Raw genomic sequence first — 13,973 nt, forward strand, 5'->3', positions numbered from 1 at the left:
GTAGTCATGGCTCCGAACCACAGCGACCAGCAGGCGGCGAACCCGGGCTCGGTGGTCCCGCTCGGCGACAACTCCGCGGCGCAGAACATCGTCGACAGCGCCCGCGGCAGCGCCGGCGGCTTCGACATGGGCAGCGACCGGGCGATCGCCAACCCGCCGAACTGGAACGCGCAGGAAAGCCAGCAGCTCTACGCCGGCGCGGTCAACAACAACGACCCCGGCACGGCCGAGGCGACCGGGCACGTCTGGGCCCACCACGGCTCCGAGCTGAAGCAGGCCTCCGACCACCTGTACAACGCGATCGCCGAGCTGGGCAACGCGTGGGTCGGCCGGGGTGCCGCGGGCGCGCAGGGCGCGCTGGTGGCCATCGCGAACTCCGGTTCGCAGGCCTCCGACGCCGCGCACACGATGTCCGACCGGCTCGCCAAGCAGGCCGCGGCGGCCGCCGAGGTCAAGAAGATGCCCGCCCCGAAGGACTTCGACCCCAAGCAGGCCATGGCGGCTGCGCTGGCAGGCGGTCCGGCGGCGCTGATCGCCGACCAGAAGGCGCAGGCGGACGCGGCCAACGACGTCAAGGCGCAGCAGGTCGCCTTCTTCAACGCCTACACCCAGGCGATGAAGGAGGTCGACAACTCGACCCCGAGCTTCGGCCCGGAGTCGCTCGGCATGAAGCCGACGGCGTCGCACAACTCCGTCTCGTTCAACGCCGTGCACAGCGTCGGCAGCAGCGGCCCGGTCGACAGCCTCCCCGGGGCGGGCGGCGCGGTCTTCGCCTCCGGCGGCCAGGGCTTCGGCGGCCACAGCGGCACGTTCGGCGCGCAGCACGCCGGCGTCGTCGGCCCGAACGGCGGCCACGGCGGCGTCCCGGCGGCCTTCGGCGCGGACGCGGCCTCGCTCGGCAGCGACGGCCCGGGCGGCACGGCCGCGGGCGTGGGCACCGGCACCAGCACCGGTACGGGCACCGGCAGCGTCGCCCCGGGTGGCGGTCACACCGGCAGCGGCGGCAACCCGCTCGGCAAGATCGGCATGGGCCTCGGCCTCGGTGGCGTGGCGGGCGGCCTCGGCGCGCTGGCCTCGCGGGCGCTGGGCGCGGGCAGCAAGTCCGGCGCGAAGTCCCAGAACGACACGAGCCTGGCGGCGGCCGACGGCCAGGGCCAGAGCGCGGCGTCGGCCCAGGCGCCGCAGCAGGGCCTCGTCTCGTCCGCGGGCACCATCGGCGGGCAGACCCCGCCGCCGATGAACCCGGGCATGGGCGGCATGGCCCCGCAGACCGCGCAGGGCGAGCAGGACGAGGAGCACACGCACGCGTCCTTCCTCATCGAGGCGGACCCGGACGAGGCCTTCGGCGCGAACCAGGCGACCCCGCCGCCGGTCATCGGCGCGTGGTCCGACGACGACGAAGACCGCTGATCCTCCGGGCCGGGCACGCCGACGTGTGCCCGGCCCGGTTTCACCTGGGGGTGGCTCGATGCCGAACGCTGAGCTGCTCACCCCGGTCGAGGTGGACTTCCTGTGGGAGTCCGCCGGGCTGGGCGAGCTGCCGTACCCGCTGCGCATCCGCTCGCACGGCGCGACCGTCGACGAGCGGTCGCTGCTGCGCCGCCGCACGCTGGAAGGGCTCACCGCGCGGGGGCTCGCCGATGGCCGCGGCCGGCCCGAACCGCACGTCGAGGACTACTTCGGCGTGCTGGCGAGCCCCGAACTGAGCCTGGACGCGGTCCAGCTGATCGCCCCGGACGCCGAACCGCTGCTCGCGATCGCCGGCGTGCTGGGCGGTCAGGGCCTGCTGGCCGTGCAGGACACCCGCGGCCTGCACCTGCAGCCGTGCCCGTCCGACGGCCTGGCCAGCGCGATCGTGTCGCTGCTGCCGGGTGGCCCGCGCGGCAGCGAGAAGTCGATCACGGTCCCGCTGGAGCAGCTGACCGGCCGGGCCCCCGCCCCCGGCGACGAGCGCGCGTCGGCCGACGAGGACCGCAAGGCGCTGGCCCGCCTGCAAGCCCAGCCGCGGCTGCGCGGTGGCCAGATCGGTGCCAACGCCCGCAGCCGGCTGGGCGGCCGGACCCGCACGCCGGTGCTGAGCTGGTTCGACACCGAGACCGGCCGCTACTTCACCCAGGTCACCCGTGGCCGCGACGGCCGCGACTGGATCACCATCGCGCCCGCCGACGCCGCCACGCTGCGCCACCGCCTCGGCGAGATGCTCGCCGGCGCCTCGACGACCAGCTCGGTCTGAGCTACCCGGCGCTGCCGGGGCGGGGTCCGCACGGCCGAAGCCGGCTCCGGCCGCCTCTGGGAAGATCGGTCTCCGGACGTGCGCAGCCTGCCCGGAGCCGTCCGTTTCTGTCGGTGGTGCGGGCTACGCTGAGCAAGAGTCCGATCCGGGAGAGTGATGATGCAAGAGTTCTTCTCGCCACTGGCGTTCGACTTCCTCTGGGAGTCGGCGCGGGTCGGGGAGCTGCCGTACCCGCTGATCGTCCGGTCGCACGGCGCGACCGAGGACGAGCGCGTGTCGTTGCGTCACCGCGTCGACGTCGAGCTGAAGGCGCGTGGCGTCCGCGAACCGCGCGGCAGGCTCGCGCCGCCGATCGAGGACGCCCTGCACCTGCTGGCCTTCGCCCCGCTGACCATCGACGCGCTGCACATCCCGCAGTTCGAAGCCCCGACGGTCGGCGTCCTCGCGGCGGCCGACGAGACCAAGGGCGTGCTGGCGGTGCAGGACGCCGACGGGATCTGGCTGCGGGACGTCCCGCCGGACGGCCTGGTCTCCGCCGTCATCGGGCTGCTGCCGGCCGGGCCGCGCGGCAGCGAGGCGTCGGTCACACTCCCGCTGGACGACGCCCTGCGCACCGCGCCGATCCGGGTGCCGGTGTCCCTGCCGTCGGCGCCGGGTGAGGAAGAAGACAAACGCCGGGGCAAGGCGCGGCGGACTCCGCTGAGCGAGCGCGTCACGGCCGACCCGCGCGAGGCGTACGGCCGCATCTCCGGGCAGCCCCGGCAGCGCGGCGGTCAGCTGGCAGCGAACAGCCGTTCGCAGGTCGGGGCCAAGCAGCGGTCCCGGGTGCTGGCCTGGTTCGACACCGCGACCGGGCGCTACCTCAGCCTCTCCCGCGCAGGTACGGACGGCCGCGAGTGGGTCACCGTGGCCCCGGCGGACCCGGCGACGCTGCGCACCCGGCTGGGCGAGATGGTGAACAGTGTGTCGGACGGCACGCGCTAGCGTGACCACCGCGGACACCGGCCGGGAACCCGGGGGCGCTATCGCCCGTTGACCTGCGAGAGGCTCACAGGGGATGAACGCGGCAGCGGGCGGTACCCTGATGGGCAGGTGTCCAGGCACCACGGGTTGTCAAGATCGTGATGGCGGGTATCACAGGAGCCGCCCAACCAGGGAGGGTCGAGGCCACCAGGGCCGAGTCGTATGAACCGGAAGAGCGTGCTCAGGAACCCACTGCTGTGGATCGTCGCGGGGTTGCTGGCGTTGTTCGCGTACAACACGATCTTCGACAGTGATCGTGGGTACACCCAGGCACCCATCTCGGTGGCGAACTCCCAGATCACCTCGAACAACGTCAAGGAAGCCAGCCTCGAGGACAAGGAACAGCAGCTCAAACTGCTGCTGAACAAACCTGTCGACGTCGACGGCCAGCAGGTCACCCAGATCATTTCGCAGTACCCGGCGGACGCCACCCGCCCGATCTACGACTCGTTGATCGCGGCGAAGGCAGGCGGCCAGCCGATCAAGTTCACCACCAAGGTGACCCAGCAGGGCGTGCTGACGCAGATCCTCATCTTCGCCATCCCGCTCGCCCTCGTGCTGGGCCTGCTGATGTGGATGATGAACAACGCGCAGGGCGGCGGGAACCGCGTCCTCAACTTCGGCAAGTCCAAGGCCAAGCAGCTGAACAAGGACATGCCCAAGACGACCTTCGGGGACGTCGCGGGCGCCGACGAGGCCGTCGAAGAGCTGTACGAGATCAAGGACTTCCTGCAGAACCCGGCGCGCTACCAGGCGCTCGGCGCGAAGATCCCGAAGGGCGTCCTGCTCTACGGGCCGCCGGGTACCGGCAAGACGCTGCTCGCGCGCGCTGTCGCCGGCGAGGCGGGCGTGCCGTTCTACACGATCTCCGGCTCGGACTTCGTCGAGATGTTCGTCGGTGTCGGTGCTTCGCGCGTGCGTGACCTGTTCGAGCAGGCCAAGCAGAACGCGCCCTGCATCATCTTCGTCGACGAGATCGACGCGGTCGGCCGCCAGCGCGGCGCCGGCCTCGGCGGCGGGCACGACGAGCGCGAGCAGACGCTGAACCAGCTGCTCGTCGAGATGGACGGCTTCGACGCCCGCGGCGGCATCATCCTGATCGCGGCCACCAACCGGCCGGACATCCTGGACCCGGCGCTGCTGCGCCCGGGCCGGTTCGACCGGCAGATCCCGGTGTCCGCGCCCGACCTGCGCGGCCGCAAGGCGATCCTCGAGGTGCACGCCAAGGGCAAGCCGATCGCCCAGGGCACCGACCTGACCAGCCTGGCCAAGCGGACCGTCGGCATGTCCGGCGCCGACCTGGCGAACGTGCTCAACGAGGCCGCGCTGCTCACCGCCCGCCAGAACGGGCACGTGATCACCGACGCGGCGCTGGAGGAGTCGGTCGACCGCGTCGTCGGCGGCCCCGCCCGCAAGAGCCGGATCATCTCCGAGAAGGAGAAGAAGATCACGGCCTACCACGAGGGCGGGCACGCGCTCGCCGCGTGGGCGATGCCGGACATCGAACCGGTCTACAAGCTGACGATCCTGCCGCGCGGCCGCACGGGCGGACACGCTCTGCTCGTCCCCGAGGACGACAAGGACCTGATGACCCGCTCCGAGATGATCGGGCGGCTGGTCTTCGCGATGGGTGGCCGCACGGCGGAGGAGCTCGTCTTCCACGAGCCCACCACCGGCGCGTCGTCGGACATCGAGCAGGCGACGAAGATCGCCCGCGCGATGGTCACCGAGTACGGCATGAGCGCCCGGCTCGGCGCGGTCAAGTACGGCCAGGAGCAGGGCGACCCGTTCCTCGGCCGGTCGGCAGGCCGCCAGGCGGACTACTCGCTCGAGGTGGCGCACGAGATCGACGAGGAGGTGCGCAAGCTCATCGAGACGGCGCACACCGAGGCGTGGCACGTGCTGAACACCTACCGCGACGTGCTCGACGAGCTGGTCATCGAGCTCCTGGAGAAGGAGACGCTGACCCGCAAGGACCTGGAGCGGATCTTCGCCACGGTCGAGAAGCGCCCGCACATCACCGTGTTCAACGAGTTCGGTGAGCGGACGCCGTCGGACAAGCCGCCGATCAAGACCCCGGGCGAGCTGGCGATGGAGCGCGGCGAGCCGTGGCCGCCGCCGGAGAAGGAGAAGCCGGTCCTCAAGCCGGAGCCGACCCCGGTCGGCACCGCCCAGGGCGCCGGTGACCTGCCGGGCGGGCCGCCGTACCCGACGCCGACCCCTGGCGACCCGAACGCGAACCCGTACGCCCCGCCGCAGCCGGGCGCCTACCCGAACGGTGGCCGTCCTTACGGCGGCCCGAACGGTGGCCCGAACGGCACCGCGCACTGGCCGCAGGCCTACGGCAGCCAGCCGTCCGGCCAGAGCGGCCCGCCGAACTACGGTGCCCCTCCGGGCTGGACCCCGGCCACCTCGCCGGGTGGCCAGCCGGGCCAGTCGTGGCGGCCCGGTGCCGAAGAACGCCCTCGTGAGCACGGCTGGTTCGCCGACCAAGCCGGCAACCAGCAGAGCGAGGGGGAGCGTCGTGACGTGGATGGACCAGAAAAGCCTCAGTGACGCCGACCGCCCGGTCTTCGACCACGACCGGGCGGAGAAGGCGATCCGCGAGCTGTTGCTGGCGTGCGGTGAAGACCCGGAGCGGGATGGCCTCAAGGACACGCCCGCCCGGGTCGCCCGGGCCTACCGCGAGATGTTCGCCGGCCTGTACACCGAGCCGGACGCGGTGCTGGACAAGACGTTCGACGAGTCCCACGAAGAGCTGGTGCTGGTCACCGACATCCCGATGTACAGCAGCTGCGAGCACCACCTGGTGCCGTTCCACGGCGTCGCGCACGTCGGGTACATCCCGAACGCCGCCGGGAAGGTCACCGGGCTCTCGAAGCTCGCCAGGGTCGTCGACCTCTACGCCAAGCGGCCGCAGGTGCAGGAACGCCTGACGTCGCAGGTGGCGGACGCGATCGTGCGCAAGCTCGAACCGCGCGGCGTGATCGTGGTGATCGAGGCCGAGCACCTCTGCATGGCCATGCGCGGCATCCGCAAGCCCGGCGCGCGCACCACCACCTCCGCCGTGCGGGGCCAGTTCAAGAACTCCGCCACTTCCCGGGCGGAGGCACTCGATCTGATCCGGGCCCGCCGGTGAACGTGGGGCTCCCCGCGCCCGGCCGGTGCGTGGTGATGGGCGTGCTGAACGTGACGCCCGACTCCTTTTCGGACGGTGGCCGTTACCTCGGCCTCGACCAGGCGCTGGAGCACGCCCGCGAGATGTGGGTGCGCGGGGCCGACCTGATCGACGTCGGCGGCGAGTCGACGCGGCCGGGTGCGTCCCGGGTGGACGCCGCCACCGAACTGGAGCGCGTGCTGCCGGTGATCGAGACGCTCGCCGCCGAAGGCGTGGCGCTGTCGGTCGACACCACGCGGGCCACCGTCGCCGCCGCGGCGATCGAGGCGGGCGCGCACGTGATCAACGACGTCTCGGGCGGGCTGGCCGATCCGGACATGGCGCGCGTCGCGGCCGATGCCCGGGTGCCGTGGGTGCTGATGCACTGGCGCGGGCACAGCAAGGACATGCAGGCGCTCGCCGAGTACGGCGACGTCGTGGCCGACGTGCGGGCCGAGCTGCTGTCCAGGGTGGACGCGGCGCTGGCGGCCGGCGTGGCCGAGAGCGCCATCGTGCTGGACCCCGGGCTCGGGTTCGCGAAGAACGCCGAGCACGACTGGGCGTTGCTGCGCGGGCTGGACTCGTTGCTCTCCCTCGGTTTCCCGGTGCTAGTCGGCGCTTCGCGCAAGAGGTTCCTCGGCCGCCTGCTGTCCGAAAAGGACGGGACACCGCGCCCGCCGGACGGCCGGGAGGACGCCACCGCGGCGATCTCCGCGCTGGCCGCGGCGGCCGGCGCGTGGGGTGTGCGGGTGCACGAGGTCGGGGCTTCGCTGGACGCGGTCGCGGTGGCCGCCGCTTGGAGGACGGATGGCTGACCGGATCACGCTGACCGGCTTGCGCGTGTTCGGGCGCCACGGCGTGTTCGAGCACGAAAAGCGCGACGGCCAGGAGTTCGTCGTCGACGTCACGGTGTGGCTCGACCTCGGGCCGGCCGCCGTTTCCGACGACCTGACCAAGACCCTGCACTACGGCGAGCTGGCCGAGCTGGCGGCGGGGATCGTCGCGGGCGAGCCGTACGACCTGATCGAGAGCGTCGCGGGCAAGATCGCCGACGAGGTCATGCGCGACGAGCGCCTCAGCGCGGCCGAGGTGACGGTGCACAAGCCGTCGGCGCCGATCCCGCTGACGTTCGACGACGTGGCCGTCACGGTCCGGCGCGACCGGTGAGCCGGGCGGTCCTCTCGCTCGGCTCCAACCTGGGCGACCGGCTCGGGTTCCTGCAGCTGGCGCTCGACGCCGTCCGGCCGGCGCTGGTCGCGGTGTCGAGCGTCTACGAGACCAAGGCGTGGGGCGTCGAAGACCAGCCGGACTTCCTCAACGCGGTGTGCGTGGTCGACGACCCGGCCCGCGACCACTGGGCGTGGCTGCGCACGGGCCAGGCCGCCGAGCAGACGGCGGGCCGCGTCCGCGAGCTGCGCTGGGGCCCGCGGACGCTGGACGTCGACGTGGTCACGGTGGACGGCGTGACGTCGGAGGACCCGGAGCTGCTGCTGCCGCACCCGGGCACCCCGGACCGCGCGAGCGTCCTGGTGCCCTGGGTGGAGATCGACCCGGCGGCGGTGCTGCCGGGCCACGGCCCGATCGCGGATCTGCTGAAGGGCCGCCCGGCGGACGAGGTGGCGACGGTCCGCCGGACGGACCTCGAACTCGGCTGAAACGGATTCACATCGGCGGTTCGGGCGTGTTCGTTACGGTCTGTTCCCGGCCGGTCGTCGAACGGTAGCCGCGGTGCGGTCAGCCGCGCAGGGCCGCGATCATGAAACCGACCGCGGGCTGCGTCGTCGCGACCGGAGGCCAGCCGTTGATGGTGGCCAGCAGCTGCCAGTAGCGCTCGGCGCGGGCGTCGCCGCTCGCCGCGAAGCGGTCCGCCAGCTCACGGCGGAACTCGGCCGATCCCGCGTCCTGGTCCGGCCGCGCGGAGGCGGCCGCGATGTCGGCCGCAAGCGTTTGCCCTGCTTCCGACGTCGGGCTTTCGCCGGCGTCGACGGCTTCCTGGGCCCGCGCCATCCACTCGTTCCAGTGGGTGCGCCAGGCCTCCGCCGGCTGCTGGAACTCGCCGTCCCTGATCTGCTTCGCCTGGGTCTCGCTCATGCCGCGGATCAAGGCCCGGAAATCCGGGTCCTGGACCAGCTCGGCGAACTCGATCCAGGCCTCGAGCTGCTCCGGTGTCGGGTCGTCGGGCAGCTCCGGCTTGCCCGACCGCATGCGGCGGTAGAAGTCCTGGTCGATGTCGAGCCCGGCGACCATTTCGTCCCAGAACTCGTCGACCAGCCGCTTGCGCTCCTCGTCGGACATCGACGCGAGACGGTTCATCAGGTTCACTTCCTCCAGCTCGGAATTGCGCTTGGCCACCGCGCGCAGCACCGCCCGGCGCAGCCGCAGCCGCCGGATCTGCTCGTCGAGCGCCTCGACGTGCCGGACCGCCAGCTCGCCGACGGTCGTCGACTGGCTCAGCGCGGCGGAGACGTCGGCCAGGCCGAGACCCAGCTCCCGCAGCGTGCGGACCAGCTCCAGGCGCGCCATCGCGGCCGCGTCGTAGAGCCGGTAACCGGCGTCCGTCCGCTCGGTCGGCGGCAGGAGGCCCTCGTCCGAGTAGAAGCGGATCGTCTTGACCGGCAGGCCGGTCCGCCGGGACAGCTCGCCGATGGTGAAGGTCGCGGTGGTGCCCACAAAACGCATGATGAACTCTCCAGTCGGTGGAGAGTCAACTCTTCCACGGTACGGTTGAGGTATGCACTTCACCCGGCCCCGAGACCTCGCCGTCGCGGGTCTGCTCGGCCTGGGCCTCGGCTACCTGCTCTTCCTGACGGCCTACGGCTCGCTCCCGCAGCTGCCGCTGCTGGCCGGCGTCACCTTCGCCGTGCTGGCCGTGATCGAGGCCGTGCTGGCGTTCTCGATCCGGTCGCGGATCAAGAGCGGCCGGGTCGTTGCCGCGATCGGGGTAGCCCGGTCGGTGGCCCTCGCCAAGGCTTCGTCACTCGCCGGCGCGTTCATGGCTGGCGCCTGGCTGGCGGCGCTCGCCTATCTTTTTCCCCGACGTGACGAACTCGTCGCCGCGGTGCTCGACACCCGGGCCGCGGTGGTCGGCGTGGTGTCCGCCGCAGCCCTGGTAGCAGCGGCTTTGTGGCTCGAGCACTGCTGCCGGACCCCGCAGGACCACGATCGGGAGCGCACCCGCGGAACGACCGGTTAGCGCTGGAATCACACCGCTCGCTGGACCGAGTAGGTCTCGTTCGGATTACGAGCAGGTACGGTGTCAGTCATGACCGGCGTGGGTGACGACTCGCGCGGCCGCCTCTTGGGCAGGCCGTGGCTCGTCGTCGGCTTTGTCCTCGCCATCGGAGCCACCCTCGCACTGGTGCTCAGCGACGATCTCCGCTACCTCCGGCTCGGGATCGTCGCGGCCCTCTGGGCCGCCCTGATCGGCGCGTTCCTCGCCGTGAAGTACCGCAAGCACGCGGCACAGAGCGAGGACGCGGTCGCCGAGGCGCAGGCTGTGTACGAACTGGAGCTGGAACGCGAGATCGCGGCCCGGCGCGAATTCGAGCTGGAGGTGGAGGCCGAGAAGAGCGAGGTCGCCGACTCCAAGGGCCGCGAGGAGCTCGAGGCGCTGCGCGCCGAGGTGTCCGCGCTGCGCGACAGCCTCCAGTCGCTGTTCGGCGGCGAGGTGCTGCTCGAGCGCGTCGCGCTGACCGCGCAGGCGACCCGGATGCGCAAGCTGTCCGACGAGAACCGGATGATCCCCGACGTCACGCCGAAGAAGAAGCCGGCCCAGCTGATGGCCGGCAAGAAGCCGGTGGTCGAGGGCGGCGAGCGGCCGACCGAGCTGATCGACCGCGTCCTCGACGAGCGCCGCCGCAAGGCGTCGAACGGCAAGCCCGCGAACGGCAAGGGCCTCGGCGGCAAGGGCAAGGGCTTCGGCGGCAAGCCGGTACCGAAGACCCCGGCGAACGTCTCGGTGCAGAGCACCCAGCAGATGTCCCGGCCGACGCCGCTGAGCGAGCGCCGTCCGCCGGTGCCGCCGGTCGACCCGGCGCTGAACGCGGCCCAGCGCGAGCTGAAGGCCGCCGAGCTGCGCGCCGAGGCGGCGCGCCGCCAGGCGGAGTCCCAGCCGATGCGGCTGCCGAACAAGCCGGAAGAGCCCGCGAAGCAGCCCGAGCGCCGTCCGGAGGCCGCCGCCGAGCCGACGCGCCGGGACGTGCCCCGCCCGGCCGACCCCAAGACCGAGATCCGGCGTCCGACTCCTTCGGCCTCGTCCTCGCCTTCGCCGGAGCCGAAGACCGAGATCCGCCGTCCGCAGGAGCCGAAGACGGAGATCCGCCGTCCCGAGCCGCCGCCCGCGCGCCGCGCGGAGATGTCGCGGCAGGACCTCCGGCCGGCCGAGGTGTCCCGTCCGGACATTCCGCGGGTCGAGATGTCGCGGCCCGACATCCCGCGCGTGGAGATGTCGCGGCCCGACATCCCGCGGGTGGAGATGTCCCGGCCGGACATCCCGCGGGTCGACCCGAAGATGCCGCGGCCCGAGGCGCCGCGGCCGAACGCTCCGCGACCCAACGTTCCGCGGCCCGAGGCGGCGCGTCCGGAGATTCCGCGGGTGGAGATGTCGCGGCCCGATATCCCGCGGGTGGAGATGTCGCGTCCGGACATTCCGCGCGTGGAGATGTCGCGGCCCGACATTCCGCGGGTGGAGATGTCGCGTCCCGACATTCCCCGCGTGGAGATGTCCCGGCCTGATATCCCGCGGGTGGAGATGTCGCGGCCGGACCTTCCCCGCGTCGGCGGCCAGCCGAACGGCGCGCGGCCGGAGCCCCGCAAGGCGCCCGAGCCGCCGCGGCCGGTGCCGGGCCGTCCGGCGGCGAACGTGCCGCCGCCGAAGCCGTCGGAGATGTCGCGGTCGGACATCCGGCCGGTCAAGGACCTGAGCGCGGCCTTCCAGAACCGTGACGACTTCGCCGAGCGCCAGCGCCCGAACCGGCCGAAGCCGCCCGAGCCGAAGCCCCCGATGCCGCGGGACGCCGCGGCGAGCCGCACGGACCTCCCGCCGGTGGTCCCGCCGACGACGCCGGTGCCGAGCAAGAGCCCGTCCCCGCGGCAGCCGTCCCGCACGGACCTGCCCCCGGTCGTCCCGCCGACCACCCCGGTCCCGGCGGCGGACACCCGTCGTCCCTCGCGGCTGGAGCAGTTCTCGCGGGCGGACATGTCGCCGATCCTGGAGGAGCCGCCGTCCCGCCACGGCGGTTCCCACCGGGCCCCGGCGGAGGCGGCCAAGGCGGAGACGCCGCTGGCGAATCCGACGCTGCCGGAGTCGGTCCGCAACTTCCAGGGCCGCTCGGGAGGCCGCCGCCGCAAGCCGGAGGACTCGCAGCAGATGCCGGCCGTCCCCGCGGCGGCCGCAGAGCCGCCGGGCGGAGGCCGCCGCCGCCGTCCGGACGGCGAGCCCCCGGCCTGGGAAGGCATGGTCGCGGAGCGCGCATCGATGTCCCGCCGCGGAATGACCCCGGTGGACCCGGCCGAGGTGGAGCAGAACACGAACGGCCACAACGGCTCCCGCAACGGCCGCCGCGCGGCCCCGGAGCCGGCCCCGGGCAGCGGCTCCCACGCGGCAGGCCGTTCGGTGAGCGAGCTACTGGCGGCGAACGGCGGAACGGGCTCGACCCCCCGCCGCCGGCGGCGCGCGGAGGACTGAGCCGGGCCGAGGCCACGCTGGTGGATGCTCGCTCGCCGAGCTAGCCGGCCCCGCCCGACCGCCTATGGCGAGCGCACGCTCGCCGAGCTGCACACGCCCAACAGCGGCAGGCCCTCGCCGCCCGATGGTTGAGTCAGGCACCCGGGGGCGCCGGAGGTTCGGGGCGGGCGCCGGTGCACGCTGGATCGGCGGGGGTGCTGGCCATCGGCGGTGCGGCTGCGCCGCCCGCCTCGGGCGGGCATGGTTGAGTGAGGGCACTCGGGGCGCCGGAGGTTCGGGGCGGGCGCCGGTGCACGCTGGATCGGCGCCATCGGCGGTGCGGCTGCGCCGCCCGCCTCGGGCGGGCATGGTTGAGTCAGGTCCCGGGGCGCCGGAGGTTCGGGGCGGGCGCCCATGCACGCTCGATCGGCGGGCGGCCCTGAGCCGGGCCGCGCGCAAGAGGCTCCTGGTCCGCCCGGAGTTCGAGCGCTGCGAGGCGGGCGCGAAGCCGAGCCCAGCCCGCGCCCACCGCCAATCACCCCAAGCCGACCCAAACCACCCAGCCCCCCATCCCGGCACCCGGAACCCGCCCCAACCCACCCTCTGTGCCAGGTGGCGTTTCTCTTCCTCCCCCCGCTGCGTAGGGTGACCCGCTGTGAGCGGAACCCTCTCGCCCGCGACGGGACTTGATCGTGGACGGCGGCCTCGCCGGGTCACCGTGCTGCTGCCGGTGCTCGGGCTGATCGTGGTGGCCCTGTGCGGCCTCTTCCTCTTCGGGCTGGCCACCGCGCGGGTCGGCCCGCTCGCCGTCACCATCGGTGTTCTCGCCGCGCTCGTGCCCGTGGCCGGTGTCGTCGCCGGGTTCCTCTGGGTCGACCGGTGGGAGCCCGAACCCGCCAAGTTCCTGCTGCTCGCCTTCGCCTGGGGCGCCTGCATCGCGACCATCACCGCGCTGCTCATCAACACCACCGCCGAGGCCGTCGGGGACGAGCTGCTCGGCCAGGGCAGCGGGAACACCGTGGCCGCGCTCGTCTCCGCCCCTGTTGTCGAGGAGGCCGCCAAAGCCCTCTTCGTCGTGCTCATCCTCTGGCGGTCCAGCGAGTTCGACGGCGTCGTCGACGGGGTCGTCTACGCCGGGTTCAGCGCCGCCGGGTTCGCCTTCACCGAGAACATCTACTACTTCGGGCGGGCCTTCGCCGACTACGGCTTCGGGGACGGGCACAGCCAGGGCGTCATCACCGCCTTCTTCCTCCGCGGTGTGCTCGCCCCCTTCACGCACCCGCTGTTCGCCGTGCTCACCGGGATCGGGATCGGCATCGCCGCGCGGACGACCACCAAGGCGCTGAAGATCGTCGCGCCGATTGCCGGGTACCTCGCCGCCGTCTGCCTGCACGCCCTGTGGAACTCCGCCGCGCTGCTCGGCGGGTCGAAGTTCCTCACCGTCTACTTCCTGATCATGCTTCCGCTGTTCTTCGGCGTCGTCTACCTGGTCATCCTGCAGCGGAAGCGGGAACAGCGGATCATCGCCGCCGCGTTGCCGCACATGGCCGCCGCTCGGTGGATCGCTCCTTCGGAAGTCGAGCTGCTGGCCAGCCTGCCCGGCCGTCGGGCCTGGCGGCGGCAGGCGAAACGGCAGTCCGGCAAGCAGGCCGCGAAGGCCGTCGCCGTCTACCAGGCCAGCGTGACGGAGCTCGCGTTCCTCGACCGGCACCAGCTCACCAGCGACGCCGACCGGCAGCGCCAGCAGGAGCTGCTGCACACCCTGAAGGCCGCTCGCGCGGAGGCGACGCGCCTCGCCGACGAGGCCGCCCGCGGGTGACCCGGTCCGGGTGAAGCTGGTCACCCGGGCTCAACGGCGCGCGCTCGCCCGAGTTAGTCTCGCGCCGTCGTCCGGT

The 13,973-nt window shown here is 72.9% G+C and carries 12 protein-coding genes; 11 read left to right on the forward strand and 1 reads right to left on the reverse strand.

All coding sequences use genetic code 11. The annotated features are described in order from the left end of the window. The first annotated feature begins 6 nt into the window (after positions 1-6). The 8 genes from HUT10_RS30550 (at position 7) to folK (ending at position 8,068) form a co-directional block, all read left to right on the forward strand. Positions 7-1,410, forward strand: a complete 1,404-nt coding sequence (locus tag HUT10_RS30550) for a hypothetical protein (RefSeq protein ID WP_176174344.1) — start codon at positions 7-9, stop codon at positions 1,408-1,410. Positions 1,411-1,468: 58 nt separating this feature from the next. Beyond that, positions 1,469-2,233, forward strand: a complete 765-nt coding sequence (locus tag HUT10_RS30555) for an ESX secretion-associated protein EspG (protein ID WP_176174345.1) — start codon at positions 1,469-1,471, stop codon at positions 2,231-2,233. 156 nt (positions 2,234-2,389) lie between these two features. Further along, positions 2,390-3,217, forward strand: coding sequence for an ESX secretion-associated protein EspG (locus HUT10_RS30560; RefSeq protein ID WP_176174346.1), 828 nt, complete (start codon positions 2,390-2,392; stop codon positions 3,215-3,217). Between the two features lie 201 nt (positions 3,218-3,418). Further along, positions 3,419-5,812, forward strand: a complete 2,394-nt coding sequence (ftsH, locus tag HUT10_RS30565; protein WP_176174347.1) for an ATP-dependent zinc metalloprotease FtsH — start codon at positions 3,419-3,421, stop codon at positions 5,810-5,812. Next, positions 5,790-6,395 carry a GTP cyclohydrolase I FolE gene (gene folE, locus HUT10_RS30570; RefSeq protein ID WP_176174348.1) on the forward strand — a complete coding sequence of 202 codons (606 nt, stop codon included), beginning with the start codon at positions 5,790-5,792 and terminating at the stop codon, positions 6,393-6,395. The genes ftsH and folE overlap by 23 nt, the downstream gene beginning before the upstream one ends. 35 nt (positions 6,396-6,430) lie before the next feature. After that, complete coding sequence (gene folP / locus HUT10_RS30575) at positions 6,431-7,228, forward strand: dihydropteroate synthase (protein ID WP_176178102.1); 798 nt, start codon at positions 6,431-6,433, stop codon at positions 7,226-7,228. After that, positions 7,221-7,580 carry a dihydroneopterin aldolase gene (gene folB / locus HUT10_RS30580; protein WP_176174349.1) on the forward strand — a complete coding sequence of 120 codons (360 nt, stop codon included), beginning with the start codon at positions 7,221-7,223 and terminating at the stop codon, positions 7,578-7,580. The genes folP and folB overlap by 8 nt, the downstream gene beginning before the upstream one ends. After that, positions 7,577-8,068 carry a 2-amino-4-hydroxy-6-hydroxymethyldihydropteridine diphosphokinase gene (gene folK / locus HUT10_RS30585; protein ID WP_176174350.1) on the forward strand — a complete coding sequence of 164 codons (492 nt, stop codon included), beginning with the start codon at positions 7,577-7,579 and terminating at the stop codon, positions 8,066-8,068. Before folB ends, folK begins: the two co-directional genes overlap by 4 nt. Positions 8,069-8,147: 79 nt before the next feature. On the opposite strand, the gene HUT10_RS30590 is transcribed toward folK, so the two are convergent. Continuing rightward, positions 8,148-9,083 (reverse strand): MerR family transcriptional regulator, encoded by a 936-nt coding sequence (locus tag HUT10_RS30590; protein ID WP_176174351.1) that lies wholly within the window; start codon positions 9,081-9,083, stop codon positions 8,148-8,150. 61 nt (positions 9,084-9,144) lie between these two features. Here HUT10_RS30590 and HUT10_RS30595 point away from each other — a divergent pair, with 61 nt between their 5' ends. The 3 genes from HUT10_RS30595 (at position 9,145) to HUT10_RS30605 (ending at position 13,897) form a co-directional block, all read left to right on the forward strand. Further along, positions 9,145-9,606 carry a DUF3180 domain-containing protein gene (locus HUT10_RS30595; RefSeq protein ID WP_176174352.1) on the forward strand — a complete coding sequence of 154 codons (462 nt, stop codon included), beginning with the start codon at positions 9,145-9,147 and terminating at the stop codon, positions 9,604-9,606. Between the two features lie 69 nt (positions 9,607-9,675). Then, positions 9,676-12,099, forward strand: coding sequence for a DUF6779 domain-containing protein (locus HUT10_RS30600; protein WP_176174353.1), 2,424 nt, complete (start codon positions 9,676-9,678; stop codon positions 12,097-12,099). Between the two features lie 697 nt (positions 12,100-12,796). Then, the gene (locus HUT10_RS30605) at positions 12,797-13,897 is read left to right on the forward strand and encodes a PrsW family intramembrane metalloprotease (RefSeq protein WP_176178103.1); all 1,101 of its coding nucleotides are present in this window, start codon (positions 12,797-12,799) and stop codon (positions 13,895-13,897) included. Positions 13,898-13,973: the final 76 nt, after the last annotated feature.

This window comes from Amycolatopsis sp. Hca4 (assembly GCF_013364075.1).
Classification (GTDB): domain Bacteria; phylum Actinomycetota; class Actinomycetes; order Mycobacteriales; family Pseudonocardiaceae; genus Amycolatopsis.